General features: G+C 66.0%; 22 protein-coding genes and 3 pseudogenes. 17 read left to right on the top strand and 8 right to left on the bottom strand.

All coding sequences use genetic code 11. The features are described 5' to 3' along the window. Positions 1-48: 48 nt before the first annotated feature. On the bottom strand, positions 49-1,824 hold the full coding sequence (locus tag ABZW16_RS29025) for an APC family permease (RefSeq protein ID WP_354959253.1): 1,776 nt from the start codon (positions 1,822-1,824) through the stop codon (positions 49-51). 197 nt (positions 1,825-2,021) lie between these two features. Between ABZW16_RS29025 and ABZW16_RS29020 the strand changes: the two genes are divergently transcribed. Then, positions 2,022-2,894 (top strand): alpha/beta hydrolase, encoded by an 873-nt coding sequence (locus tag ABZW16_RS29020; protein ID WP_354959242.1) that lies wholly within the window; start codon positions 2,022-2,024, stop codon positions 2,892-2,894. A 1-nt stretch (position 2,895) separates the two neighbouring features. Here the strand turns inward: ABZW16_RS29020 and ABZW16_RS29015 are convergent, their stop codons facing one another. Together ABZW16_RS29015 and ABZW16_RS29010 are read right to left on the bottom strand one after the other, a co-directional pair. Continuing rightward, positions 2,896-4,587 carry a PH domain-containing protein gene (locus tag ABZW16_RS29015; protein WP_354959241.1) on the bottom strand — a complete coding sequence of 564 codons (1,692 nt, stop codon included), beginning with the start codon at positions 4,585-4,587 and terminating at the stop codon, positions 2,896-2,898. Then, positions 4,584-5,081, bottom strand: coding sequence for a PH domain-containing protein (locus ABZW16_RS29010; RefSeq protein ID WP_354959240.1), 498 nt, complete (start codon positions 5,079-5,081; stop codon positions 4,584-4,586). The genes ABZW16_RS29015 and ABZW16_RS29010 overlap by 4 nt, the downstream gene beginning before the upstream one ends. Before the next feature lie 204 nt (positions 5,082-5,285). Here ABZW16_RS29010 and ABZW16_RS29005 point away from each other — a divergent pair, with 204 nt between their 5' ends. The 5 genes and pseudogenes from ABZW16_RS29005 to ABZW16_RS28985 form a co-directional block, all read left to right on the top strand. After that, entirely contained in the window at positions 5,286-7,889 is a 2,604-nt protein-coding gene (locus tag ABZW16_RS29005; protein WP_354959239.1) for a bifunctional FO biosynthesis protein CofGH, read from the top strand. A gap of 200 nt (positions 7,890-8,089) precedes the next feature. Further along, positions 8,090-8,413, top strand: a complete 324-nt coding sequence (gene fdxA / locus ABZW16_RS29000) for a ferredoxin (RefSeq protein WP_014987978.1) — start codon at positions 8,090-8,092, stop codon at positions 8,411-8,413. Between the two features lie 56 nt (positions 8,414-8,469). Next, positions 8,470-9,633, top strand: a complete 1,164-nt coding sequence (gene dapC / locus ABZW16_RS28995) for a succinyldiaminopimelate transaminase (RefSeq protein ID WP_354959252.1) — start codon at positions 8,470-8,472, stop codon at positions 9,631-9,633. A 60-nt stretch (positions 9,634-9,693) separates the two neighbouring features. Continuing rightward, positions 9,694-11,331 carry an L-glutamate gamma-semialdehyde dehydrogenase gene (pruA, locus tag ABZW16_RS28990; RefSeq protein WP_354959238.1) on the top strand — a complete coding sequence of 546 codons (1,638 nt, stop codon included), beginning with the start codon at positions 9,694-9,696 and terminating at the stop codon, positions 11,329-11,331. Positions 11,332-11,422: 91 nt separating this feature from the next. Next, positions 11,423-11,557 (top strand): annotated as a pseudogene (locus ABZW16_RS28985) (proline dehydrogenase); the annotation flags it as partial. Here the strand turns inward: ABZW16_RS28985 and ABZW16_RS28980 are convergent. Together ABZW16_RS28980 and ABZW16_RS28975 are read right to left on the bottom strand one after the other, a co-directional pair. After that, positions 11,554-12,423 (bottom strand): oxygenase MpaB family protein, encoded by an 870-nt coding sequence (locus ABZW16_RS28980; protein WP_354959237.1) that lies wholly within the window; start codon positions 12,421-12,423, stop codon positions 11,554-11,556. The pseudogene ABZW16_RS28985 and the gene ABZW16_RS28980 overlap by 4 nt on opposite strands. A 101-nt stretch (positions 12,424-12,524) precedes the next feature. Then, positions 12,525-13,400 carry an oxygenase MpaB family protein gene (locus ABZW16_RS28975; RefSeq protein ID WP_354959236.1) on the bottom strand — a complete coding sequence of 292 codons (876 nt, stop codon included), beginning with the start codon at positions 13,398-13,400 and terminating at the stop codon, positions 12,525-12,527. 185 nt (positions 13,401-13,585) lie between these two features. Here ABZW16_RS28975 and ABZW16_RS28970 point away from each other — a divergent pair, with 185 nt between their 5' ends. Further along, complete coding sequence (locus ABZW16_RS28970) at positions 13,586-14,215, top strand: TetR/AcrR family transcriptional regulator (protein WP_354959235.1); 630 nt, start codon at positions 13,586-13,588, stop codon at positions 14,213-14,215. 125 nt (positions 14,216-14,340) lie between these two features. Here the strand turns inward: ABZW16_RS28970 and ABZW16_RS28965 are convergent, their stop codons facing one another. After that, positions 14,341-15,189 (bottom strand): oxygenase MpaB family protein, encoded by an 849-nt coding sequence (locus tag ABZW16_RS28965; RefSeq protein ID WP_354959234.1) that lies wholly within the window; start codon positions 15,187-15,189, stop codon positions 14,341-14,343. Positions 15,190-15,320: 131 nt separating this feature from the next. Between ABZW16_RS28965 and ABZW16_RS28960 the strand changes: the two genes are divergently transcribed. Beyond that, on the top strand, positions 15,321-16,748 hold the full coding sequence (locus tag ABZW16_RS28960) for an acyl-CoA synthetase (protein WP_354959233.1): 1,428 nt from the start codon (positions 15,321-15,323) through the stop codon (positions 16,746-16,748). Positions 16,749-16,804: 56 nt separating this feature from the next. Continuing rightward, positions 16,805-17,194: a PPOX class F420-dependent oxidoreductase gene (locus ABZW16_RS28955; protein ID WP_354959232.1), complete on the top strand. Its 390-nt coding sequence runs from the start codon at positions 16,805-16,807 to the stop codon at positions 17,192-17,194. Positions 17,195-17,392: 198 nt separating this feature from the next. Here the strand turns inward: ABZW16_RS28955 and dapD are convergent, their stop codons facing one another. Further along, positions 17,393-18,340, bottom strand: coding sequence for a 2,3,4,5-tetrahydropyridine-2,6-dicarboxylate N-succinyltransferase (dapD, locus tag ABZW16_RS28950; protein ID WP_354959231.1), 948 nt, complete (start codon positions 18,338-18,340; stop codon positions 17,393-17,395). An 85-nt stretch (positions 18,341-18,425) separates the two neighbouring features. Between dapD and dapE the strand changes: the two genes are divergently transcribed. The 8 genes and pseudogenes from dapE to ABZW16_RS28910 form a co-directional block, all read left to right on the top strand. After that, the gene (dapE, locus tag ABZW16_RS28945) at positions 18,426-19,526 is read left to right on the top strand and encodes a succinyl-diaminopimelate desuccinylase (protein ID WP_354959251.1); all 1,101 of its coding nucleotides are present in this window, start codon (positions 18,426-18,428) and stop codon (positions 19,524-19,526) included. A gap of 222 nt (positions 19,527-19,748) precedes the next feature. Next, positions 19,749-20,555 carry a TIGR00730 family Rossman fold protein gene (locus ABZW16_RS28940; RefSeq protein ID WP_354959230.1) on the top strand — a complete coding sequence of 269 codons (807 nt, stop codon included), beginning with the start codon at positions 19,749-19,751 and terminating at the stop codon, positions 20,553-20,555. After that, the gene (locus ABZW16_RS28935; RefSeq protein ID WP_354959229.1) at positions 20,549-21,151 is read left to right on the top strand and encodes a TIGR00730 family Rossman fold protein; all 603 of its coding nucleotides are present in this window, start codon (positions 20,549-20,551) and stop codon (positions 21,149-21,151) included. The genes ABZW16_RS28940 and ABZW16_RS28935 overlap by 7 nt, the downstream gene beginning before the upstream one ends. Before the next feature lie 4 nt (positions 21,152-21,155). Continuing rightward, on the top strand, positions 21,156-22,925 hold the full coding sequence (locus ABZW16_RS28930; RefSeq protein ID WP_354959228.1) for a long-chain-acyl-CoA synthetase: 1,770 nt from the start codon (positions 21,156-21,158) through the stop codon (positions 22,923-22,925). 127 nt (positions 22,926-23,052) lie between these two features. Beyond that, on the top strand, positions 23,053-23,937 hold the full coding sequence (gene folP / locus ABZW16_RS28925) for a dihydropteroate synthase (RefSeq protein WP_354959227.1): 885 nt from the start codon (positions 23,053-23,055) through the stop codon (positions 23,935-23,937). Further along, positions 23,934-24,875: a glucosyl-3-phosphoglycerate synthase gene (locus tag ABZW16_RS28920; RefSeq protein WP_354959226.1), complete on the top strand. Its 942-nt coding sequence runs from the start codon at positions 23,934-23,936 to the stop codon at positions 24,873-24,875. The genes folP and ABZW16_RS28920 overlap by 4 nt, the downstream gene beginning before the upstream one ends. 65 nt (positions 24,876-24,940) lie before the next feature. Beyond that, positions 24,941-25,159 (top strand): hypothetical protein, encoded by a 219-nt coding sequence (locus ABZW16_RS28915; protein ID WP_354959225.1) that lies wholly within the window; start codon positions 24,941-24,943, stop codon positions 25,157-25,159. Next, positions 25,156-25,230 (top strand): annotated as a pseudogene (locus ABZW16_RS28910) (hypothetical protein); the annotation flags it as partial. The gene ABZW16_RS28915 and the pseudogene ABZW16_RS28910, both read left to right, overlap by 4 nt. Positions 25,231-25,288: 58 nt before the next feature. On the opposite strand, the pseudogene ABZW16_RS28905 reads toward ABZW16_RS28910, so the two are convergent. After that, a pseudogene (locus ABZW16_RS28905) lies at positions 25,289-25,510 on the bottom strand (hypothetical protein); the annotation flags it as partial.

The raw sequence follows: 25,510 nt of genomic DNA, 5'->3' as shown, positions 1-25,510 counted from the left end.
GCCGGGCAGTCGGTGTCGCGATAGTACCTTCAGCACGCAACCCGCTGGTCAGTCCAGCCGGACCGCCAGCGACGCGATGACGGCATCGGTGCGGGCGCGCAAGGCGGCGGCCAGGACGGGGCCGCGCGGGTTGTGCAGGGGGCGGTGCCACCAGCGATTGGCTTCGACCTGGGCCAGGAGGACAGTGACCTGGCGACCCTTCCGGGTTTGGTTGCGGACATAGCCGACGAGGGTGGCGACGAGGCTGCGGCGGGGACTGGGGAGCACCATCAGTGGGACGCCAGGATCCCATTCCCTCCACTGGGTGCTCAGGCGACGCGTGGCGGCAGGGTCGATTTCGGCTGCTACGGCGACGATTTCACCGCCGAAGGCTCGTGCGGTGTGCAGGGCGCGGGCGGCGACCTCGCTGACCGCGACCACCGGGACAACGATGAGCATCGGTTCCTGGTCCGGGGGTTGCGGTGGCAGGAACGGGATTCGGCCGAGGCCGAGTTGTTCGGCGACGCTGCGGTAGTAGTTCTCGGTGCGGGCGAACAGGATGACCAATGCGGGCACGATGATCAGCAGCAGCCAGGCGCCCTCGGTGAATTTCTCGATGAGCAGGACCACCGCGGCGACCGCGGTGAGCACCGCGCCGAAACCATTGAGCGCGGCCCGCGGGAGCCAGCCGGGTCCACGTTCTTTGCGCCAGTGTCGCACCAGACCGGTCTGGCTGATGGTGAAGCCGATGAAGACGCCGACCGCGTAAACCGGTAGCAACCGGTGGGTTTCGGCATGGACCACAAGGAGCACGGTGGCCGCCAGGACGGCAAGGGCCGTCACGCCGTAGCGGAATACCGGGCGTTCGGAGCGCAATGCGAACAGGTGCGCGACGCGGTGGTCCTTGGCCAGCAGTGACAGCAGCACCGGCAGCCCACCGAAGCTGGTATTGGCGGCCAGGCACAGGGCCAGGGTGACGGCCAGACTGGTGACGTAGAACGCCCAGCCAGTGCCGAATGCCGCCGCCGTCAGTTGGGCGAGCAGGGTTACGTCACCGCGTGGTACCGCGTGATGACGGCGAATCAGGTAGGCCAGACCGAGCAGCATCGTGCACAGCAATACGCCCAGGGCGACCTCGGTGTGCTGGGCCCGCTGTACTGCGGGAGTTCGGAACGAGGGCACCGCATTGGCGATCGCCTCGACACCGGTCAGCGCCGAGCAGCCCGCGGAGAATGCCTTGAGCAGCAATAGGATTCCGACGGTATCGGTGGGCACGATCGGGCCGAGATCGGTGCCGATCAGCGCGACCGGTTCCGGCCGAAACAATCCGACCGCGATCACCGCGAGTATCGCGACAATGAATAGCAGCGCCGGCCCCATCAGCACTTTCGCCGATTCGGCCACCCCGATCAGATTGATCACGGTCAGCAGTGCGAGTCCGGTCAGCGTGAGCAACAGCAGATGATCGGCCAGTACCGGAAACGCGCTGGCCAGACTGGCCGCACCGGCGGCGAGACTCACCGCGACGGTCAGCACATAGTCCACCACCAGACCCGCCGCCGCGAGCAGGCTGGAGCCGCGGCCGAGTTCCTGCTTCGCCACCGCATAGGACCCGCCGCCGTCCGGATGTGCGGCGATAACCTGCCGATACGACAACACCAATACCAGCAACAGCGCCGCGATCGCCATCGACACCGGCAGGGTCCACGACACCGCGGCAGCACCCGCCGCGACGAGCACCAGCACGATCGCCTCGGGTCCATACGCCACGCTGGACAGCGCATCCAGCGATAATGCCGCCAAACCGCCGATCGCGGTCAGTCGATATTTGTCGCCCCGCTGCATTCGCCGCACCCGGCGATCGGCGATGGGCAACTCCCTGGTCGGCGATGTCGGGGTCTGGACCACGCCAACTATTGAACTCGGCGAGGTGCTGGCAATTGGTCAGCGACACCATGTGAGTCGGGCCGAACGGACGAATCGGCTCAGTCGCACTCTATTCTCGAAGCGGGCAGTCTCAGACACCGAGGTACGGAGCAGTAATGGAACGGCGCATGATCGGCGAACTCGTCCGGGTGCCAGCCGGGGCGATACACGTTCGACAGGACGGTCCGGCCGATGGCAAACCCATCGTATTGCTGCACGGATTCGAGGGTTCGGTGCACTGGTGGGACGGACTGACCCCGCTACTGGCCGATACCTACCGGGTGATCCGGGTCGATCTGCTCGGATTCGGTTGCACCACAGCCGAACCCGGATTCGATCAGCGCTCGCAGAGCGAAATGCTCACCGCGGTGCTCGAGCGGCTCGATATCACCGATGCCACCGTGATCGGGCATTCGTGGGGTGCCGACAGTGCGCTCGGGCTCGCGGAACTGTCCGGTCGGGTCACTGAGGTGGTCGTCGTCGATCAGGCCCCGGACTGCGAAGAACTGCGGATTCTGCGGATTCTGCGTCCGGTGCTGCGGCTGCTCGGCTGGGCGCCGGTCGGGCGATGCGCACATGCGCTGCTGGACAACAACTGGATTCTGCGGCGTGCGCTCGGTGCCGGATTCGCACCAGGATTCGATCCGGATGCCGCCGCACCGGGCTGGTCCCAGCTGCGTTCGGATCACCGCGCCATGTCCTGGCGCGCCAACCGAGCCGTCCTGGTGGAACGTCCGCGGGAGCTGGCGGCACGGCCGCTGGATGCGCAGATCCGCGCTCTCGGCCTGCCCGCCTTGGTGATTCACGGTCGACACGACCGCCTCTATGGTTGGCGCAATACCGTCGACCGGTACGCCGCCGCCGGTGCGCGCATCGAGCTGATCGACACCGCTGGCCATTCACCCAATGTGGAAACCCCCGACCAGGTCGCCGCCGCACTGCGCGCCTTCCTCGCCGATCCGACCGTATCGCGTTCGGCAGCAAGCTGATTCAGCGGGTGCCGAGGCGTCCGGGTGTCGCGGATTCGATGAGTTCCCAGGCCTGTTCGAGCGGAATATCGACGACGTGATAGCGCTTCTTACCCGCCGCGGTGGCGGCCACTACGGTGGCGATGCCGGAGCGGCGCTGCCAGAAGGATTGGCGGACGGTCCAGCCGATAATGCCGGGAGCCTCCAGGCAGTCGCGATCACGGTCGAGGGAGCCGGAGCGGGTGATCAGCCAGGCCGGGCTGTGCTCGGTTGCGGGCAGGACGGTGTGGCCGAGTCCGCGGTAGCGGTCCGCGGCCAGCGCGGTGGCGATCGGGGCCGTGACCGCGGGCAGCAGCCACCACCACGGTGAAAAGTCCACTCCGGCAAGGGAAAAGATCAGCATTGCGGCCGCGACGATCAGAATCGGGCTCAGCGCGCGGGTGTAGCGGCGGCGGCGCGCGACCGGGCCGTGCGCGATCAGCGGTGCGGTGCTCACCGTTGCCTCCTGGCCGGTTACCGATTCTCGTTGTAGCGCTCGGCCTTTCGCAATACTGGGCGCCGGGAATTCGGTAGTCGAAAGGTCCTGTACGGCAACGATTTCGCGGTCCGGCGCGGCAATGTCTGCCAGGACAGTTCGCGACGCCGCGATATCGGGCGAACTCGCACCTCGGGGCACGAGCAATTCCGCAAGGGTGCGTTCGATGGCGGCGCGGGGTGCCTGCGGAAGGATCTTCTGGCGCGGGCTCTGACCGGTCATGATGGCTTCGAGTTCGGCGGCACCGGCCAAGCGCAGCAGCAGCGGTTCGTTGACCGTCGCGCCGCGGAAGCGGGCCAGATCCAGAGTGATCTGCCGAGTCGTGAACAGGCCGTGGCGCAGGTGCAGGGTGCGATCGTTATCGAGCACCCGCAGTCCGAAATACGTTGCCAGATATCGCGCGCAGGCGGCCAGGCTGACGATCACCACGATGGCGACGATCAGCAGCGCGACGGCGACGGCGATGAGTGCGGCACTGCCGTCCTCGATGCTGTGCACCGCATCCGAACTGAACAGCACCTGGCCGAACCCATATTGGAACGCGATACCGACAATGGGTGCGATGATCGCGAAACCGGTCAGCGACAGCGGCGCGTAACGCACCCAGCTCGCCTGCCAATGACCGATCTCGCGGACGTCCCCGGACGCGTACTCCGGCAGACCTTTTCGCAGCGGATCCGCGGTCTGTTGCGCAGCGGGCGGCACTCCGGCCGAGGTATGCGCGAGCAAAGCCGCACGCAACGGTGGCACCACATCCGCGTCCAACGCGTCCAATTTGAACTTCTCGCTCGAATCCGCGTGCTGTCCGGTACCTATCGCCAGTACGGCGAGTCCGAGCACCCGATGCAGCAGATCGGCTTCGATATCCACCGACCGGATCCGCGACCGCGGCACCGACAGCTTCTTGCGCTGGATCAACCCGGTGCGCAACTCCACATGCGTCGGCCCGACCCGGTAGGTGGTGGTGAACCAGCGCGTCAGCGCGAAGCCGACGATCAGTGCCAGGGCGATGAGGCCCCACAGGTGGTTGCCGGTATTGGTGCCGAGGATCACCGATCCGATCAGCACCGGGATGAACTTCACCACTTCGGTAATGGGGTGTACCAACAACATTCGCTTATCCAGCCGCAACCACGGCTGATCCGCCTGCGGCCCGAAATCGTTTTCCGGCACACTCATGTCGCATCCCCGCGGTGCTGTGCGGCAATCGCGGTCAGCCGCGTGACGGTCTGCTCGGCGACCGGCAGATCCAGTGCCGAGATCCGCACCGCTCCGGCCGATGATGCCGTCGTTACGGTCACCGTCGCCAGCCCGAGCAGCCGCTCCAATGGCCCGCGCTCGGTATCAACGGTCTGCACCCTGGAGATCGGCGCCACCCGGCTCTCCACCGCCAACCAGCCGACCCGGGTGTACACCGCTTCATCGGTCACCTCCCACCGATGCACCGCGTACCGCCACAACGGCACCACCCCGATGCTCAGCGCCGCGAGCAGCACCGCCACCGCGAAGACGACCAACTGCGCACCCCGATGTCCGCTGTCGACGAGCGCCCAGACGATCAGCGCCACGAAGGGAACCACCCACCCCATCGCGGCCTGAACAGACCACAAGAGCTTGGCCTTGGTGCTCGGACGCCAGGCCGGATCGGCCATGATCGTGCGCGACTGCGACATGCCTGCCATGGTTGCACGCGCAAGCAGGCTTTCCCACCCTTGTGCCGAGCGAACCGGCCGCCGCCGATGCGATCATGAACCACCGCAAAACCGCCTCGGCCTGGGCGGGAATACATTGGCTCGCGAAGTCGGAATAGTGCGCGCGACCCCGGAGTTGGCAACGGTCACGAGCACTGGAGGGAGACAGCCCAGGATGTGTAGCGCATGATCGAGGGCGTGACCGAGCTAGCGACCCCGAGCGTCCCGCCCGCACCGCCAACGCCATCGGCAATGCGCCGTGCGCTGCGGCGGGCCCGCGATGGCGTGACACTGAACGTCGACGAGGCAGCCGTACTGCTGCACGCGCGCGGTGACGACCTCGTCGACCTGTGTCGCAGCGCCGCCCGGGTGCGCGATGCCGGACTGGAATCGGCGGGGCGGCCGAAGACGATCAGTTATTCGCGCAATGTCTTCATCCCGCTGACCAGGCTGTGTCGGGATAAATGTCACTACTGCACCTTCGTCACGGTGCCGGGCAAATTGCGCGCCGAGGGCAAGGGCATGTTCCTGGAGCCCGACGAGGTGCTCGATATCGCCCGCCGCGGTGCGGCGCTCGGCTGCAAGGAGGCGTTGTTCACCCTCGGTGACCGGCCCGAGGACCGCTGGCCGGAGGCCGCGCAGTGGCTCGATGAGCGCGGCTACGATTCCACCCTGGACTATCTGCGCGCCGTCTCGATCATGGTGCTCGAGGAGACCGGCCTGCTGCCGCATCTGAATCCAGGTGTGATGAGCTGGGAGGAGATCTCCCGGCTCAAGCCGGTCGCGCAGTCGATGGGCATGATGCTCGAGACGACCGCAACCCGGCTGTTCACCGAGAAGGGTAACTGCCACTACGGAAGTCCGGATAAGGATCCGGCGGTTCGGCTGCGCGCCATCACCGACGCGGGTCGGCTGTCGGTGCCCTACACCACCGGCATTCTGGTCGGCATCGGCGAGACGCTGACCGAGCGGGCCGAGTCGATCATGGCGATCCGCAAGCAGCACAAGGCATTCGGGCATATCCAGGAAGTGATCATCCAGAACTTCCGCGCCAAGGACGACACCGCAATGCGCGATGTTCCGGACGCGGGTATGGAAGAGTTCCGCGCCACCATCGCGGTCACCCGACTGCTGCTCGGACCCGATGTGCCGGTGCAGGCGCCGCCGAATCTGGTGTCGCACGAGGAATGTCGCGCGCTGATCGACGCGGGCATCGATGACTGGGGCGGCGTCTCGCCGGTCACCCCCGACCATGTGAATCCGGAACGGCCCTGGCCGAATCTGGATACGCTGCGCGAGATCACCGAGGCCGCGGGCTATCAGCTCGTTGAACGCACCTCCGCGCATCCGAAATATGTGCGCGCGGGCAATCCGTGGGTCGATCCGCGCATCGGCGCGCATGTCGCGGCGCTCACCGATCCGAAGACCGGTCTGGCGAATCCGGATGCGATTCCGGTGGGCCTGCCCTGGCAGGAACCGGACGAGTCATGGGAGTCGGCGGGCCGCGTCGATCTGAACACCTCGATCGATACCGAGGGCCGAAATACCGAGAGCCGCAGTGATTCCGCGCTCGGCCAGGATGTGGTGGGGGCCTTCGGCGATTGGGACACCATCCGCGAACAGGCCCGCGATCTCGCGGTGGCAGCACCGGAGCGGTTCGATTCCGATGTGCTCGCCGCGCTGCGTGCCGCCGAAAGCGATCCGGCTGGTCTCACCGACGCCGAATACCTCGCGCTGGCAACCGCGGAGGGGCCAGCACTGGAAGCCGTCGCCGCACTGGCCGACCAACTGCGCCGCGATGTCAACGGCGACGATGTCACCTACGTGGTGAACCGGAATATCAACTTCACCAATATCTGCTACACCGGGTGCCGCTTCTGCGCATTCGCCCAGCGCAAGGGCGATGCCGACGCGTTCACCCTGAGCATGGACGAGGTCGCCGACCGCGCCTGGGAGGCGCATGTCGACGGTGCGACCGAAATCTGCATGCAGGGCGGTATCGACCCGGATCTGCCGGTCACCGGCTATGCCGATCTGGTGCGCGCGATCAAGCAGCGGGTGCCGTCGATGCATGTGCACGCGTTCAGCCCGATGGAGATCGTGAACGGCGCCTCGCGCGGCGGTCAGAGCATCCGCGATTGGCTGGTCGCGCTGAAGGAAGCCGGGCTGGACACGATTCCGGGCACGGCCGCGGAGATCCTCGACGACGAGGTCCGCTGGGTGCTCACCAAGGGCAAACTGCCGACCTCCGCCTGGATCGAGGTGATCACCACCGCGCATCAGATCGGCCTGCGCTCCAGTTCCACGATGATGTACGGCCACGTGGACAATCCGAAGCACTGGGTCGGACATCTGCGGGTGCTGCGCGGAATCCAGGACGAGACAGGCGGTTTCACCGAATTCGTGCTGTTGCCGTTCGTCCATCAGAGTTCGCCGCTGTATCTGGCGGGTGCGGCGCGACCGGGGCCGACCATCCGGGACAACCGGGCGGCGCACGCCCTGGCGCGGATCATGCTGCACGGCCGCATCGACAACATCCAGACCAGCTGGGTGAAGCTCGGTACCGCGGGTACTCGGACCATGCTCAACGGTGGTGCCAACGATCTGGGCGGTACGTTGATGGAGGAGACCATCTCCCGCATGGCCGGGTCCCAACACGGGTCCGCGAAGACCGTCGCCGAACTCACCGAGATCGCCGATGGCATCGGCCGTCCGGTGCGCGAGCGCACCACCACCTACGGGGTGCCGCAACGGAAGATCTCCGCGGCGCTGCCACTGTCGGTGGGCTAGCGGCAACGGGGCCGTACCGGACTCGCGGTCGTCGCGCAGCGTCGATTCGCAAAGACGCGGATGCAAGGGGTGTTTCGTATCCATCGAGTGGCGTGCGGAACAAAGTTAGTTAGGGCAGGCTGACCAGGTGTAGCCTGAGCTGCCGGGATAGTGTGACGCTGGGCGGACTATCCCCGTGAGGACAGACTAGGAGAGCGGCAGTGCCGTACATCATCGCTGAACCGTGCGTTGACGTGAAGGACAAGGCATGCATCGAGGAATGCCCCGTGGACTGCATCTACGAGGGTGGTCGCATGCTGTACATCCATCCGGACGAGTGCGTGGACTGTGGTGCATGTGAGCCGGTGTGCCCGGTGGAGGCGATCTTCTATGAAGACGACACCCCGGACCAGTGGAGCGGATATGTGAACGCCAATGTCGACTTCTTCGACGAGCTGGGTTCGCCCGGCGGCGCGACGAAGGTCGGCAAGGTGGATTACGACCCGCCGTTCATCAAAGAGCTGCCGCCGATGGCGAGTGAATGAGCTCTGAGGTGTCACCGCGTCACCGCGACGGGAGCGACGGCCCCGGAGGAGGCAGCCTGCGTAACCACGAAGGGGCCCGATCCCGTCGCCATCGGACACGGGTCAGTGCACTGCTCCCTGACTTCCCCTGGGACACCATCGCGGCGGTGAAGGCCAAGGCCGCCGCGCATCCGGACGGCATCGTCGACCTGTCGGTCGGCACTCCGGTCGATCCGGTGGATCCGCTGATCCGTGCCGCATTGAGTTCGGTCGCCGAGGTACCCGGCTATCCGACCACGCACGGTACCCCGGAGTTGCGCGCCGCGGCGGTCGATGCGCTGAAGCGGCGGTACGGGATCACGGGTCTGGACCCGGCCGCGGTCTTGCCGGTGATCGGCACCAAGGAACTGATCGCCGGGCTGCCGCGGCTGCTCGGCCTCGGCGCGGACGATCTGGTCGTCATCCCCGAGGTCGCCTACCCGACCTACGAGGTGGGTGCGCTGCTGGCCGGTGCCCAGGTGGTGCGGGCCGACGGGCTGACCCAGTTGGGACCGCGCTCGCCCGCCCTCATCTATGTGAACTCACCGTCGAACCCGACGGGGCGGGTGCTCGGTGTCGAGCATCTGCGCAAGGTGGTGCAGTTCGCCCGCGAGCGCGGCGCGGTCGTCGCCTCCGACGAGTGCTACCTGGGCCTCACCTGGACGGTACCAACTGGTCGCTCCGCAGGCTCCGCTCCTGGGCGTGCCGTCTCGATCCTCGATCCTGAGGTGTGCGGCGGCGACCACACCGGCCTGCTAGCGGTGCACTCGCTGTCGAAGACCTCCAATCTGGCCAGCTACCGGGCCGGTTTCGTGGTCGGCGATCCGCAACTCGTCGCCGAAATGCTCGAGGTGCGCAAGCATTCCGGCATGATGGTGCCGTTCCCGATCCAGGCGGCCATGGCCGCCGCACTCGGTGACGACAACCATGAGGCGCAGCAGCGTGAGCGCTACCGCGCGCGTCGCGAGGTGCTGCGAACGGCCTTGCAGCAAGCCGGTTTTCGCATCGATCACTCCGAAGCGGGCCTGTACCTGTGGTCCACTCGGGGCGAGCCGTGCCGCACCACCCTGGAGTGGCTGGCCGAGCGCGGCATCCTCGCCGCCCCCGGCGACTTCTACGGACCGGGCGCGGGCGAGTACGTGCGCATCGCACTCACCGCCACCGATGAGCGCATTCGGGCCGCGGCACAGCGGCTGAGCTGAGTCTCGCCGACACGGCCAGCGATCGCGCCCGACGACGGGGGAACGGCGATAGCCTGGTGTATGGACTCTGTCACGGTAGTCCCTATCCCTGGTAACGAGCCGGTGCATTCCTACGCGCCGGGCAGTCGCGAGCGGGCACTGCTGAGCGCCGAGCTCACCGAGATCGCCGCCGAATCCATCGATATTCCGCTGGTCATCGGTGGTAAGCACCGGCCGGGCATCGGGGCTCGGCACGATATCGTCGCCCCGCATCGACATCGGCAGGTGCTCGGCACCTATACCGATACCACCCACTCCGAAGCCCACGGCGCCATCGAGGCCGCGATGGCGGCGGCACCCGGCTGGCGGAACATGGCCTTCGGCGAGCGGGCGGCCATCTTCCTGCGGGCGGCCGATCTACTGTCCGGGCCGTGGCGGGAAACGGTCGCCGCCGCGACCATGCTCGGCCAATCCAAGACGGTCCAGCAGGCCGAGATCGACGCACCGTGCGAACTGGTCGACTTCTGGCGCTTCAATGTGGCCTTCGCGCGCCAGATCCTGCAGCAGCAGCCGCAGTCGAGCGCCGGGGTGTGGAACCAGATGGACTATCGCCCGCTGGAGGGGTTCGTCTACGCGATCACGCCGTTCAACTTCACCGCGATCGCCGGGAATCTGCCCACCGCGCCCGCACTGATGGGCAATACCGTGGTGTGGAAACCCTCTCCCACCCAGACACTTTCGGCGTTCTATACGATGCGGCTGCTCGAGGCGGCCGGACTGCCGCCCGGTGTCATCAATATGGTGACCGGCGACGGTATCGAACTATCGGAGGTCGCACTCGTCGATCCGCGACTTGCGGGCATCCATTTCACCGGATCCACCAGGACATTTCAGTTCCTGTGGTCGCAGGTCGGCACGAATATCGGCCGCTACCATACCTATCCTCGGTTGGTCGGTGAGACCGGCGGCAAGGACTTCATTGTGGCGCATCCGTCCGCGGATCCAGATGCCTTGCGTACCGCGCTCATTCGCGGCGCCTACGAATATCAGGGTCAGAAGTGCTCGGCGGCCTCGCGCGCCTATATCGCGCGCTCGATATGGCGCACCATCGGCGACGACTTCCTCCAATTGACCAGGGAACTCAGCTACGGTGACGTCGCCGATCTGACGAATTTCGGTGGGGCGCTGATCGATCGGCGCGCCTACGACAAGAATGTGGCCGCCATCGAACGGGCCAGATCGGCGGGTATCGCCATTGCAGCGGGCGGCGAATACGACGACAGCGAGGGCTGGTTCGTGCGGCCGACCGTACTGCTGGTGGACGATCCGCACGACGACGCCTTCGCCACCGAATACTTCGGTCCGATCCTGGCGGTGCACGTCTACGACGATGCCGAACCCGGCTCCTATGCCGCGGTGCTGGCCGAGGTGGAATCGGCCGCGCCGTACGCACTGACCGGCGCGATCTTCGCCCAGGATCGCAAGGCCATCGAACAGGCCTCGGCCGCACTGCGATTCGCCGCGGGCAACTTCTACATCAACGATAAGCCGACCGGTGCGGTAGTCGGTCAGCAGCCCTTCGGCGGTGCGCGCGCCTCGGGCACCGACGATAAGGCGGGCTCACCGCTGAATCTGCTGCGCTGGGTCGCGCCACGCACGATCAAGGAGACCTTCGTGCCGCCGGGGGATCACCGGTATCCGCACATGGAGTCGGAATGAATCCGTTGCGGCCGGTCATCCTCGCGGCGGCCGATCAGCCACGCCTCGGGTAGGCGCTCACGGGAACGCCCACATATCGAGCATGGTGTTGCGGCTGGCCGCGCGCAACACCATGCGGGTCTATGTGCCCTATGGCAGCCAGTGGTACGGCTACCTGACCCGTCGCCTGGCCGAACGCCCGGCCGATCTCACGTTCTTTCTACGCGCGCTGGTCAGCAGGTCCTAGACCAGCGGTTTGCCGAGCCGATGCCGCCTGCGCAGGTCCCAGAGGTAGAGGTTCATCGGAAAGAGCCTGGCCTGCTTCGGAAGTCGGCGGTGCACGGCGCCGATGACCCGCAGCAGCCGGTTTGCGAAGCGTTCCTGGCGGGCGCTCCAGCGCATGTGCATCTGGCCGCGCAGGTGCGGCGGCAACAGGCTGGTCACGAAGAGTCGCTGCAACGGTGCGAATATCCGCAGTGGCCGGGCCACCATCTTCAGATCGATGAGGTTGTCGAGGTATGCGCGGGTGCGCGCATCGATAGACTTGGTCGCCAGATTGGTATTCCAGTACTCCTGGAACGCTTTTCGGTCGGCGGGCCACATCTGCGGCCGCATCTGCAGGGTGGTGCCGAGCCGAGCCGCGTACTGGTAGAACACCTCCGCGGTGTCCTCATCCATCGGTCCGTGTAGTCGCTCCTCCAGATCGACTACGCCCCAATACAAACAGGCGGCGACCCACAATTGCAGCTTCGGGTCGAAGGCGTTGTACTCGACCGCAGCGCCGGGCTCGGAATGCACCGCCCGATGTGAGCCATTGACGGCCTCGCGGTAGATCGCGCGGTCGTGTTCGGTGCCCATCAACGCTACGGCGAGATAGGTCAGCGTGGTGCGCATCCGCTTCCACGGGTGCACATCGATCCGGCCGGATTCGACCGTGCTCTCCATGACGCCGTAGCCGACGGGCCGCAGGCTCAGCTGCATGATGACATTGGCCGTCCCGCCGAGGAAGGCCGCGACACCGCTCCAGAACCGGTCCATGGCGAAGTCGTCGACGGTGCCATAGCGACAGGTTGCGGCGGGATCTGGTGGCTCGGCGCGCAGGGGCAAGGTCATCGTTGGCCTCGGCTTTCCGGGTCGATCAGCGGCAATAGATATCGATGAGAAGATTAGGTGTTAACCTTCTCATCGACTCGATAGCCTGTCAAACGATCCCGCTACACGAGCGGTTTACCCAATCGGATGCGCCTGCGAACGTCGAACAGGTAGGCGTTGATCGGGAACATTCGCAGCTGCCGCGGCAGTCGGGTGTGCACCGCCGAGATCGTCCGCAGCAGCCGATCGAATCGGCGCTGATCCCGCTCGGTCCAGGTCATCCGCATCTCGTTGCGCAAATGCGTTGGCAGCAGGCCGGTTACGAAGAACCGCTGGAGGCGGGCGAAGGTGAACCGAATCCGGCGCGGCAGCATCTTCAGGTCGATGAGATCGTTGAAGTAGTCGCGCAGGGCTGGCTCGATACCGCGCTCGGTCAGGTTCTCATCCCAATACTGTTGGAACTCGGCACGATTGGCGGGCCACATGTCGGGACGCATCTGCAGTGTGGTGCCGAGCCGGGCGCAGTACCGGTAAAAGGCTTCGGCTACATCGGGATCCATCGGACCGTGCATGCGGGTGTAGAGATCGTCGATGCCCCAGTACAGACAGGCGGCCACCCAGAGTTGCAGCGTGGGATCGAAGGCGTTGTATTCCACCGGGCTCACCGAGGTCGAGCGGACCGGCCGATGTGACTCGTTGACCGCATCCCGGTAGTGCGCGCGCTCCTGTTCCGAGCCCATCAGCGCGACCGCGAGATAGCTGAGTGTGGTGCGCAGCCGTTTGATCGGGTGCAGTGTGACCTTGCCGCTGTCGACCGTGCTCTCCAGTACGCCGCGCCCGACGGGCCGCAGGCTCAGCTGCATGATCACATTGGCGGTGCCGCCCAGGAATGCCGCGAGTCCGTCGATATATTCGACAACGGTTTCCGTGGTGATGGATTCGACGGCGGCGGGGCCGGAATTCGGCAGGTTATCGGCGCGGCGGAGGGGTTCGGTCATCGTTGACCTCGCCTTTCTGTGGCCGCCCTGGCGATGGGCAGCGATGAGAAGGTTTGACATAAACCTTCTCATCGCTTCGACGTGCTGTCAATCACGCTTTCCCGGTGTTCGGGAGCAGCGGCGGCTGATGGCATGCGATGCTGGCAGTGTCATTGTGTCAGGGGATAGGAATAGGGTGGGAAATTATGGCGAGTCTGACCAGACTGCTGGCCCTGGTCCGCAGCACCGGCCCGGAGGACCGCAATCAATCGCGGGTACTGGACGCCGCCCTGCTGGCGTTCCTGGATTTCGGCATCAAGCGAACCAGCATGGTGGAGGTCGCACGGCGGTGCGGCCTTTCGCTGGCCACGCTCTATCGGCGCTTCGCCAGCAAATCCGATCTCATCCAGGCGGTCGGGATGCGGCAGGCGCGGCAGTTCGTCGAGGAGGTGGACGCGGCCCAGCAGCGCCAGGTCGATCGCGACGCCAGCGCCGCGGCGCAGATCGTGGAACTGTTCGTTGCGTTCCTTAACGGATTGCGCGGCAATAAGCTGCTCGAACGGTTGCTGAAGACCGAGCCGGAGATCGTGCTGCCGTATCTCACGGTCAAGGGTGCACCGATCCTCGAGCTCGGGCGCGACTACCTGGCCGAATTCATTGCCCGACTGCAGGGCGAGGGCAAATTGCCCGATTACGATCCGGAGCCGCTCGCCGAAATGATCGCCCGGACGGCGCTGTCATTGGCGCTGACGCCGCAGACGGTGCTCCCGCTCGACGATGACGCGGCGATCCGGAAGTTCGCCCGCGACCATGTGGTCGTTTCGTTCCGGCTGTAGCTCACCCACCCCGTCGGCTCCGCCGACTGCCGTCCCCAGTAGCTCACCCACCCCGCCGGCTCCGCCGACTGCCGTCCCCAGTAGCTCACCCACCCCGCCGGCTCCGCCGACTGCCGTCCCCGTGGTCACACCAGGCGCAGCCCGAACCGCCTGCGCACGCGCATGTCCCACAGGTAGGCATTGATCGGAAACATCCTGGCCTGCTTGGGCATTCGCGCGGTTGCCGCGCCCAGGGTGCGCAGGATCGCGGCGAGGATCCGATCGTCGCGCGGGGTCCAGCTCATCCCCATCTGGTCGCGCAGATGTTCGGGCAGCAGGCCGGTGACCACGAATCGGTGGAATCGGGCGAAGGGTAGGCGGGCGGGCAGCGGGAACATCTTCAGGTCGATGAGGTCGGTGAAGTAGTCGCGGATCGGCGGATCGATCGTGGTTTTCGCGAGATGCTCGGACCAGTACTCGTCGAACGCGGCGCGGTCGCTCGGCCACAGCCCCGGATGCATCTGCAGTGTGGTGCCCAGTCGGGCGCTGTAGTAGTAGAAGGCCTCGGCATCGGTGTCGCGCATCGGGCCGTGCATGCGTTCATAGATATCCCGGGCGCCCCAGTACAGACAGGCCGCGACCCAAAGCTGCAGCTGCGGATCGAAGGCGTTGTACTGCACCGGACTCGCCGTGCTGGATTTGACGGTGCGGTGCGAGGTGTTGACGGCATCGCGGTAGGCGGCGCGTTCATCTTCGGTGCCGAGCATGGCGACCGAGAGGTAGGTGAGGGTGGTGCGCAGCCGCTTGACCGGATGCAACATGACCTTGCCGCTGTCGACGGTGCTCTCCAGTACGCCGTAGCCGACCGGCAGCGTGCTGAGCTGCATGATGACATTCGCCGTGCCGCCGAAGAAGGCGGCGACACCGTCGATGTACTGCGTGATATCGAAGCTGTCCCGGGCGTCCGGCGGTGGCTTTCGATGCGGACTGGTCATGGCCGACCCCGTTCTCATCGTTGAGAAGGATATGGGTCAACCTTCTCACTGCCTCATGGGTGTGTCAACCGTCGTGAGGGTGTCAAGGGGCAGCGTAGTGCGGCGGTGTCGCGTCGAAGTAGCGTGAGCGAATGTCGTTCGGTCCGCAGTTGCTGCTTCGTTCGCTCAACCCGCTCGCCGTCGCTGCGGGGGCGGATATTCCGGATGCCGTCACCATCGACGGGGTCACCTTGTCGCGCAGCGATCTGCTCGGCGCCGCGACGTCGGTTGCCGAGCGCATCGCGCGCGCGGATCGGGTGGCGGTGCTGGCCCGGCCGACCGTGACCACGGTGCTCGCCGTCGTCGGCTGCCTCATTGCGGGCGTGACGGTGGTGCCGGTGCCGCCGGATTCGGGGACCGCCGAACTGGCGCATATCCTCACCGATTCGGGTGCGCAGGCCTGGCTCGGGGCGGCGCCGGAGGGGACGGAACTGCCGGTGGTCCCGGTGCGTGTGCACGCCCGCTCCTGGCACACTTATCCCGAACCCGACCCGGCCACACCGGCATTCGTGCTCTACACCTCGGGGACCACCGGCCTGCCCAAGGGCGTCGTACTCAACCGCGGTGCCATCGCGGACGGGTTGGACGCGCTCGCCGACGCATGGGCCTGGACGTCGAATGATGTACTGGTGCACGGGCTTCCGCTATTTCACGTGCACGGACTGATCCTCGGCCTGCTCGGACCGCTGCGGGTGGGCGGCCCGCTGATCCACACCGGTAAGCCGACGCCGCAGGCTTATGCGCAAGCTCGCGGCACGCTCTACTTCGGTGTGCCGACCGTATGGTCGCGGGTTGTCGAAGACCCCGATGCGGCAAGGCGATTGGCCGATGCGCGACTGCTCGTCTCGGGCAGTGCGCCGCTGCCGGTTCCGGTCTTCGAGCGGCTGCGAGAACTCACCGGACACGCGCCGATCGAGCGCTATGGCATGAGCGAAACGATGATCACGCTGTCCACCCGCGCCGATGGGGAACGCCGCCCGGGCTGGGTCGGTACACCGGTCGCCGGCGTCGAGACCCGGCTCCGGGATGAAGCCGGCGCGGACGTCCCGCACGACGGCGCGAGCATCGGTGGTCTGCAGATCCGCGGTCCGATGGTCTTCGACGGCTACTACAACCGGCCCGAGGCGACCGCCGAATGCTGGACCGATGATGGATGGTTCAAGACCGGTGATGTCGCGGCCATCGATGCCGAGGGCTTCCATCGCATCGTCGGCCGGGAATCGGTCGACCTCATCAAATCCGGTGGATACCGCATCGGTGCGGGGGAGGTCGAGACCGTACTGCTCGGGCATCCGCAGGTCGCCGAGGTGGCGGTGGTCGGGCTGCCCGATGCCGATCTGGGACAGCGCATCGTCGCCTTTGTCGTATTGCGCGGTGCCGCAACCGATTCCATCGAGAAGGACCTCATCGAGCAGGTGGCCGAGCAACTTTCGGTGCACAAGCGCCCGCGCGAGGTGCGCGTGGTGGATGCACTGCCGCGCAATGCCATGGGGAAGGTGCAGAAGAAGCTGCTCGGCTGAGCGGCGGCGGCCGGACTGCTTGACCTCAATATGAGTTCAGGTCCTACGGTCGCGGCATGAGCGAACCACTGACCTCCGAACAGATCGACTATCTGCACACGCAGCGCCTCGGCCGATTGGCGACCGTGCGCCCCGACGGTTCACCGCAGAACAGCCCCGTCGGCTTCCGCTATAACGCGGAACTCGGCACCATCGATATCGCGGGCTGGAATATGGGCAGCTCCTGGAAGTTCCGCAATATTGCCACCAATAGCCGGGTCGCCTTCGTCGTCGACGATATTGCCTCGGTCCAACCCTGGCGCGTGCGCTGCCTCGAAATTCGCGGCACCGCAGAACAATTGTCCGACGTAGACCCCTACATCCAGGGTGTCTCCCGCGAAATGATCCGCATCCACCCCACCCGAATCATCGCCTTCGGCTTAGCAGCCGACGTCACCCACGCCTAGCGGATTGTCTCGGAGAAACATTGGGCCTCACCTTCAAGAGACGTTGGTGGGCCGGAACGCGACAACTGATTTCGTTTGCACATGGGTAACTCGTGGGGGACGGGCTAACTTGCCGCCCACCCCGCCACCGTCCGCAACGTCACTGTTGTGGCGCCTGAGTCTGGCGCCCAAAGATTCGGAGAGGCGGACGAGCCCAGCCTAGTCGTTGGCGTGCAGGTCGGCGTTGAGTTCGATGCCGGTGCCCTTGCGGGGGACGACCTCGACGGCGCCGGTGGTGGAGTTGCGGCGGAAGAGCAGGTTGTTCCGGCCGCTGAGGGTGGCGGCCTTGACCACCGTGCCGTCGGGGGTGGTGACCTTGGTCCCCGCGGTCAGGTAGAGACCCGCTTCCAGCACGCAGTCGTCGCCGAGCGGGATGCCGAGGCCGGAGTTGGCACCGAGCAGGGAACGCTCGCCGATCGAAATGATGGTGGTGCCGCCGCCGGACAATGTGCCCATGGTGGAGGCGCCGCCGCCGATATCGGAGCCGTCGCCGACCACGACGCCCGCGGAGATACGACCCTCGACCATCGAGGCACCGAGAGTGCCCGCGTTGAAGTTCACGAAACCCTCGTGCATGACGGTGGTGCCCGAGGCGAGATGCGCGCCGAGGCGAACCCGGTCGGCGTCGCCGATGCGCACGCCCGACGGCACGACATAGTCGACCATCCGCGGGAACTTATCGATGCTGTACACCGTGACCGGCCCCCGCGCGCGCAGCTTGGCACGGGTCGCCTCGAAGCCCTCCACCGCGGCCGGACCGTGGTTGGTCCACACCACATTGCTGAGCAGCCCGAACTGCCCGTCCAAGCTCACCTCGTGCGGTTTGACCAGCCGATGCGAGAGCAGATGCAGCCGCAGGTACACATCGTGCGCGTCGACCGGCGCCGCGGACAGATCGGCGATCGTGGTCTGCACCGCGATCACATCCACCCCGCGCGCCTCGTCGAAGCCGAGCAGTGCGGCGTACTCGGCGGGCGCCTCATCCAGCCGCTTCGTCCCCGTATCACCGAACGCGCCCAACTCCGGATTCGGATACCAGGTATCCAATACGGTCCCGTCCGCGGTCACATTGGCGATACCGACTGCTGCTGCTCCCTGAATGCTCACGTCAACAGAGGTTACCCACCCAACCATGACGGTGGTGAGCCACGTCGACCCGGGCACAGCCGGAGACCGACCTCGCGCCCGTAGGCTGACAGCCGTGACCATCGACTTGCGCGCCGACCCCATTGCCCTCACCGCTGCCCTGGTCGATATCCCGAGCGTCTCGCAGGACGAAGCGGCGATCGCCGACATCGTCGAGCGGGCGCTGCGTGAGCAGACGACGGGGTTCGAGGTGCTGCGGCACGGCAATGTCGTATTGGCCCGCACCGATCTGGGGCGGCCGACCCGGGTCATCCTCGCCGGTCACCTGGATACCGTGCCCATTGCCGACAATGTCCCGAGCCGGTTCGTCGACGAGGCGGGCGAGCGCCAGCTCTATGGCTGCGGCACCGTCGATATGAAATCCGGTGACGCAGTATTCCTGCATCTGGCCGCGACCGTGGCCGAACCCGTACACGATCTGACGCTGATGTTCTACGACTGCGAGGAGATCGCCGCCAAGTACAACGGCCTCAATCACATCGAGCGCGAGCTGCCGGACTGGCTGGTCGGTGATCTGGCAATCCTCGGTGAGCCCTCCGGCGGCGTCATCGAAGCGGGTTGCCAAGGCACCCTCCGCATCCGCCTCACGACCAAGGGGGTGCGGGCCCATTCGGCGCGATCCTGGAAGGGCGACAATGCGATTCACCGGCTGGCCCCGGTGCTGCAGCGGCTCGCCGACTACAAGGCCCGCGAGGTCGATATCGACGGCTGTGTCTATCGCGAGGGTCTGTCCGCGGTCCACATCGGAGGTGGGGTGGCGGGCAATGTGATTCCGGACGAGGCCGAGGTGGTCGTGAACTTCCGGTTCGCCCCGGACCGCACGGTCGAGCAGGCGGCCGAACATGTGCGCGCGGTATTCGACGGACTCGAGCTCGACTTCGAGCTCACCGACTCCGCCGCAGGGGCGCTGCCGGGCCTTTCCGCGCCCGCCGCCAAGGACCTGATCGCCGTGGTCGGCGCCGATAGTGTGCGTGCCAAGTACGGCTGGACCGATGTCGCGCGCTTCGCCGCCCGCGGCATCCCGGCGGTGAACTTCGGGCCGGGTGACCCCAATCTCGCCCACAAGCGTGACGAACATGTCCCGGTCGCCCAGATCACCTCGGTCGCGGCGACCCTGCGCACCTACCTGACCGAACCGTCCCGCTGATCTAGTAAGTACATGGGTCATCGGGGACGGGCTAACTTGCCCCACAGCCCCACAGCCCCACAGCCCCACAGCCCCACAGCCCCCACAGCCCCACAGCCCCACAGCCCCACAGCCCCACAGCCCCACAGCCCCACAGCCGCCCGCCAACGTTACGGTTGCCGCGACTGAGTCTGGCGCCTAAAGGTTCGGAGAGGCGGGGGAGCGCCCGGTAGCCTGTGCGCCATGTCCACCGAAGCCGCCGACAACGAGATCGCAAGCACACCGAAGTCGACACCCAGATTCCGCGGACCGATCATGTTCCGCCGCGATCGCAAGCCGGGCGGCACCGCCGACCAGAACCTCCTGGACAAGCACGGCCCCAGTGATTGGGTGCATACCGATCCGTGGCGGGTGCTGCGCATTCAGGCCGAATTCGTCGAGGGCTTCGGAGCGCTCGCCGAAGTGCCGCGCGCGGTCACGGTGTTCGGTTCGGCCCGCACTCCGGCGGGTCATCCGGAGTATCAGGCCGCCATGGCGATCGGCGCCGCGCTGGCACAGGCCGGATTCGCGGTGATCACCGGCGGCGGTCCCGGCGTTATGGAGGCCACGAACCGCGGCGCTTCGGAGGCGGGCGGCTATTCGATCGGACTCGGCATCGAGCTGCCCTTCGAGCAGAGCCTCAACGAGTGGGTCGATCTCGGCATCAACTTCCGCTACTTCTTCGCCCGTAAAACCATGTTCGTGAAGTACTCGCAGGCATTCATCTGTCTGCCGGGCGGTTTCGGCACCCTGGACGAGCTGTTCGAGGCATTGACCCTGGTGCAGACCCGCAAGATCACCCGCTTCCCGATCATCCTGTTCGGCAGCAAGTACTGGGCCGGACTCGTCGACTGGCTGCGTGATTCGCTCGGCGGCTCCGGCAAGATCTCACCCGGTGATCTCGGTTTGCTGCATGTGACCGACAGTGTCGAGGAGGTCGTGCAGATCATCCGGTCGGCCGCCGAGTCGAATAATGGCGCCGAAGCCATTGGCACGGAGGACCAGTGGTGAGCGAGCGCGGGTACGCGGTGTGCGTCTACTGCTCGGCCAGTACCGGCGAACCCGAACTGCTCGGCCTCGCCGCCCGGGTCGGCACCGAAATCGCCAGGCGCGGTTGGCAATTGGTCTCTGGCGGTGGTCACGTCTCGATGATGGGCGCGGTCGCGACGGGTGCCCGCGCCGGCGGCGCGCACACCATCGGGGTGATCCCGAAACATCTGGTGCACAAGGAAGTGGCCGATGTAGATGCCGACGAACTGATCGTCACCGACACCATGCGCCAGCGCAAACAGGTCATGGAGGATCGCGCGGACGCCTTCCTCACCCTGCCCGGCGGCATCGGCACACTCGAGGAGTTCTTCGAAACCTGGACCGGCGGCTATCTGGGGCAGCACGATAAGCCGGTCGTCGTGCTCGATCCGAACGGTTTCTTTCGGGGCCTGTTCGACTGGCTGGACGAGCTCTACGCTCGCAAGTTCGTATCCGAGTCGGCCAGGGCCCGGATCACCGTGGTCGAGGATCTGCCCGCGGCCTTCGCGGCACTGCGACCCGATGTGCCACCAGAACCGGCCCAGGAGCACGCCACTACGCTCGATGAGGAGATGTGACGCAGTGAGCACCGACGCCTACGCCACCGTCAGCCTATTCGATATCGCAAAACAGTTGCCGCGCATGGCATTCGACGCGCCGTCCATGCTGCGCGGCGCACTCGGCATGCTGGTGCGGCCGGATAGCGAATCCTCGGTCGGTCTGTACTTCCAACGCAATGCGCATCGGTATCCGGACCGGACGTTCCTGAAGTTCGAGGGGCGAACCTTCAGCTATGGCGCAGCCAACGCGCAGGTCAACCGTTATGCGCAGGTGCTCGCCGACCGTGGGGTGCGCCGCGGTGACGTGGTCGGCGTGCTGATGACCAACCGCCCCGAAACCCTGTTCGTGGTGCTGGCCACCGTGAAACTCGGTGCCACGGTCGGCCTGCTGAACCACCACCAGCGCGATCAGGTGCTCGCCCACAGCTTCGGACTGCTCGACAGCGTGCTGAACGTCGTCGGTGAGGAATGCCGCGAGGCATTGGACTCGCTCGCCGAACCCCTTGCCAATGTGCTCCTTTCGCAGGACCTGCACAAAGCGGCCGAGGATGCCGACCCATCCGACCCGCCGGTCTGTGCACGGATCACCGCGAAGGAACGCGCCTTCCTGATCTTCACCTCCGGCACCACCGGACTGCCCAAGGCCAGCGTGATGACGCATCTGCGCTGGACCAAGAGTATGGCCGGACTCGGCGGACTCGGAATTCGCCTGCGCGGCAACGACACGCTGTACTGCTGCCTTCCGCTGTACCACAACAACGCGCTCACCGTCGCGCTGGGGGCGGTTCTCGGTGCGGGCGGCACCTACGCACTCGGCAGGCAGTTCTCCGCCTCCCGGTTCTGGGACGAGATCATTCGCGAGCAGGCGACCGCATTCATCTATATCGGCGAACTGTGCCGCTACCTGCTCAATCAGCCGGTCAAGCCGACCGACCGGCAGCATCGGGTCCGACTCGCCGTCGGCAATGGTCTGCGCCCGGAGCTGTGGGACGAGTTCAAGACCCGTTTCAACATCGGCCGCATCGTCGAGTTCTATGGCGCGAGCGAGGTGAATATCGCCTTCGTCAACGCCTTCGGGGTGGATCGCACCGCGGGCTTCGGGCCATTGCCCTACGCCATCGTCGAATACGACGACGCGACCGGAAAGGCCAAGCGCGATAGCGACGGACGGCTGCACCGGGTACCGGGCGGTGGCGTCGGCCTGCTACTGGCCAAGGTGACCGACCGTTCGCCCGCCGACGGCTATACCGATCGGGCCGCCTCCGAGGCGAAGCTGGTGCGCGACAGCTTCGAGGACGGCGATATCTGGTTCGACACCGGGGATCTGGTCCGTGACCAGGGCTGGCACCACATCGCCTTCGTCGATCGGCTCGGCGATACCTTCCGCTGGAAGGGCGAGAATGTGGCCACCACCGAGGTCGAGGGCGCACTGACCGAATCCGATGCGATCTCGCAGGCGGTCGTCTTCGGCGTGGATATTCCGGGCACCGACGGTAAGGCGGGCATGGCGGCGGTGACCCTGCATCCGGGCGCCGAATTCGACGGCCACGCGCTCGCCGAACTGGCCTATTCGCGGTTGCCCGGCTATGCGGTGCCGCTGTTCATCCGGGTTGTCGCCGAACTCGAACAGACCTCGACCTTCAAGAGCCGCAAGGTCGAACTCCGCAAACAGGGCTATGCCAGCGATCCGGACAGCACGCTGTGTGTCCTCGCTGGCCGCGCCGAAGGCTATGTTCCCGCTTATGACGAATACGCCGCGGACGTCGCCGCGGCGCGTGTGCCCAAAAGCTAGACAGTAGGTGGTCGCACCTGGCCAGCTACCCGAGCGTGGGCGTGGTCAGTTGTTGCCTGTCCCAAGAATCGATCGTCCACAACCCGTTCCTGGGGGCCGGGTTACATGACTAGGTACAGTCGGAGCCATGTTCAGCCCCACCGCAGCACCGCTTCCCACTCTGTGCGGCAAGCCGGTGGCGACGGATCGGGCGCTGGTGATGGCCATCGTCAACCGCACTCCCGATTCCTTCTACGACCGGGGCGCCACCTTCACCGACGCGGCCGCCATGGACGCGGTCGCGCGGGCGGTTGACGAGGGCGCCGACCTGGTCGATATCGGCGGGGTGAAGGCCGGCCCCGGCACCCTGGTCGATGCCGCGGAAGAGACCCGCCGGGTGGTCCCCTTCGTCGCGGCGATCCGGGAGAAATATCCCGAGCTACTGATCAGCATCGATACCTGGCGTGCCGAGGTGGCCGACGCCGCGGTGACCGCGGGCGCGGATCTGATCAACGACACCTGGGCGGGCGCCGATCCGGATCTGGTTCGGGTGGCCGCCGATCGTGGCGTCGGCATCGTGTGCAGTCACACCGGCGGGGCGGTTCCGCGCACCCGACCGCATCGGGTGCGCTACGCCGATGTGATGGCAGAAGTAGCGCAAACCGTGGTGCGCGCCGCAGAAGATGCGGTCGCGGCCGGGGTTCGGCGGGATTCGATTCTGATCGATCCGACTCATGATTTCGGCAAAAACACTTATCACGGGCTCGAGTTGTTGCGGGGAATGGACGTTCTTGTAAATACCGGATGGCCAGTCTTGATGGCGCTGAGCAATAAGGATTTTATCGGGGAGACTTTAGGTGTCGGTCTATCCGAACGGTTGGAGGGCACATTGGCGGCAACAGCATGGTCGGCGGCCGCCGGCGCCCGAGTCTTCCGAGTCCACGAGGTTGCCCAGACTCGGCGCGTCGTGGACATGATCGCCGCGATACAGGGCATCCGGCCCCCCGCACGAACCCTGCGAGGTCTGGTATGAATTTCCATCACCCACATAGCCCCGTCTGGGCGACGACCAATACCTGGGACGCCCCCGATTGGACGGTCGACGAACTCGTCGCCGCCAAGCGTGGACGCACCGTTTCGGTGGTGCTGCCCGCATTGAACGAAGAGAACACCGTCGCCGATGTGGTCGCCAGCATTCGGCCCCTGCTCGGCACCCTGGTCGATGAGCTGATCGTGCTCGATTCCGGTTCGACGGACGCCACCGCCGAACGCGCGCTGGCCGCGGGCGCCGAGGTGATCACTCGCGAACAGGCCGTTCCCGAACTCGACCCGATGCCGGGCAAGGGCGAGGTGCTGTGGCGGTCGCTGGCGGTGACCAGCGGCGATCTCATCGCCTTCGTCGACTCCGATCTCATCGATCCGGATCCGGCCTTCGTGCCGAAACTGCTCGGTCCGCTGCTGCTGGTCGACGATATGCATCTGGCGAAGGCCTACTACCGCAGGCCGCTGTGGCAGGCGGGTGCGGTCGATGCGCACGGTGGCGGTCGCGTTACCGAACTCGTCGCCCGTCCGCTGCTGGCCGCATTGCGTCCGGAACTCTCGCAGGTGCTGCAGCCGCTCGGCGGCGAGTACGCGGGCACCCGCGAACTGCTGACCTCGGTGCCGTTCGCCCCCGGCTACGGCGTGGAGATCGGTCTACTCCTCGACACCTACGACCGCCTCGGCCTGTCCGCGATCGGTCAGGTGAATCTGGGCGTACGCACCCACCGTAACCGCCCGCTCGCCGATCTCGGGGTGATGAGCCGTCAGATCCTCGGCACCGTGCTCGGTCGCAGCGGGGTGCAGGATTCCGGTGCGGCGCTGACCCAGTTCCCACTGATCGGCGATGCATTCACCGCGCACAGCACGGAGGTATCGCTGGTCGATCGGCCGCCGATGAATACGCTGCGCCCGGCCTGGGCCGCGGCCTGATCCGACGCACTACGGTTTGCTACGAACCCCGGACGCGCGAAGCGTCCGGGGTTCGTCCGTTCTCGGTGCCGACCCAGTTGGTCGGTATCGCGGTCGCCGATGCGCAGTCACCGCTGCACGGTTACGACCCGTACCTGCGCGAGGGCGTGGACGGTCGGCTACGCCCGATAGCCGAACCGGCACTGGTCGATTCGCATGCCGACATATTGATCCGCAACGGCCGCACCGTTATCGAGGCGATCGGCAGCGGCAGCCGAGCGCCGATCCGACCCGGCACGGGATGATGAGTTTCGGCGCCCAGTTCGCCGAGGTCGCCGTCGACCCCGAACTCGGCCTGATCCGAGTCCGCCGCATGGTCGGCGCCTTCGCTCCCGGTCGTGTTCTCAATGCCGAATTGGCCCGCAGCCAGGTCCTCAATGGTGGATCGGTCCGTCCGTCAGCGCGAGCGGCCGGGCTGAGCCACCACCGCGTTCGGCGAGGATCTGGGCGGCGATGGAGATGGCGGTCTCATCGGGGGTGTGGGCGTTGAGGTCCAGGCCGCATAATATATTGATATGCTTTTCTTTTTTTTCCATTAACATTAGATAATTTTGAGTATAATTTTGCTGTTGTGTCATAATTACTACATTTTCGTT

This window comes from Nocardia sp. NPDC004604, from assembly GCF_040609795.1.
Classification (GTDB): Bacteria; Actinomycetota; Actinomycetes; order Mycobacteriales; family Mycobacteriaceae; genus Nocardia.
Note: the sequence above shows the minus strand (reverse complement) of the source record. Positions and strands in the feature narration are given on the sequence as shown.

Excerpts from the sequence above, each read along its gene's own strand:
- ABZW16_RS29005 (WP_354959239.1), top strand. The coding sequence starts at position 5,286 with ATGATCGAGGGCGTGACCGAGCTAGCGACCCCGAGCGTCCCGCCCGCA.
- ABZW16_RS28970 (WP_354959235.1), top strand. The coding sequence starts at position 13,586 with ATGGCGAGTCTGACCAGACTGCTGGCCCTGGTCCGCAGCACCGGCCCG.
- ABZW16_RS28965 (WP_354959234.1), bottom strand. The coding sequence starts at position 15,189 with ATGACCAGTCCGCATCGAAAGCCACCGCCGGACGCCCGGGACAGCTTC.
- ABZW16_RS29015 (WP_354959241.1), bottom strand. The coding sequence starts at position 4,587 with ATGAGTGTGCCGGAAAACGATTTCGGGCCGCAGGCGGATCAGCCGTGG.
- ABZW16_RS28975 (WP_354959236.1), bottom strand. The coding sequence starts at position 13,400 with ATGACCGAACCCCTCCGCCGCGCCGATAACCTGCCGAATTCCGGCCCC.
- ABZW16_RS29025 (WP_354959253.1), bottom strand. The coding sequence starts at position 1,824 with ATGCAGCGGGGCGACAAATATCGACTGACCGCGATCGGCGGTTTGGCG.
- ABZW16_RS28960 (WP_354959233.1), top strand. The coding sequence starts at position 15,321 with ATGTCGTTCGGTCCGCAGTTGCTGCTTCGTTCGCTCAACCCGCTCGCC.
- pruA (WP_354959238.1), top strand. The coding sequence starts at position 9,694 with ATGGACTCTGTCACGGTAGTCCCTATCCCTGGTAACGAGCCGGTGCAT.
- ABZW16_RS29020 (WP_354959242.1), top strand. The coding sequence starts at position 2,022 with ATGGAACGGCGCATGATCGGCGAACTCGTCCGGGTGCCAGCCGGGGCG.
- ABZW16_RS28980 (WP_354959237.1), bottom strand. The coding sequence starts at position 12,423 with ATGACCTTGCCCCTGCGCGCCGAGCCACCAGATCCCGCCGCAACCTGT.
- ABZW16_RS29010 (WP_354959240.1), bottom strand. The coding sequence starts at position 5,081 with ATGTCGCAGTCGCGCACGATCATGGCCGATCCGGCCTGGCGTCCGAGC.
- folP (WP_354959227.1), top strand. The coding sequence starts at position 23,053 with ATGTTCAGCCCCACCGCAGCACCGCTTCCCACTCTGTGCGGCAAGCCG.
- ABZW16_RS28955 (WP_354959232.1), top strand. The coding sequence starts at position 16,805 with ATGAGCGAACCACTGACCTCCGAACAGATCGACTATCTGCACACGCAG.
- ABZW16_RS28940 (WP_354959230.1), top strand. The coding sequence starts at position 19,749 with ATGTCCACCGAAGCCGCCGACAACGAGATCGCAAGCACACCGAAGTCG.
- ABZW16_RS28920 (WP_354959226.1), top strand. The coding sequence starts at position 23,934 with ATGAATTTCCATCACCCACATAGCCCCGTCTGGGCGACGACCAATACC.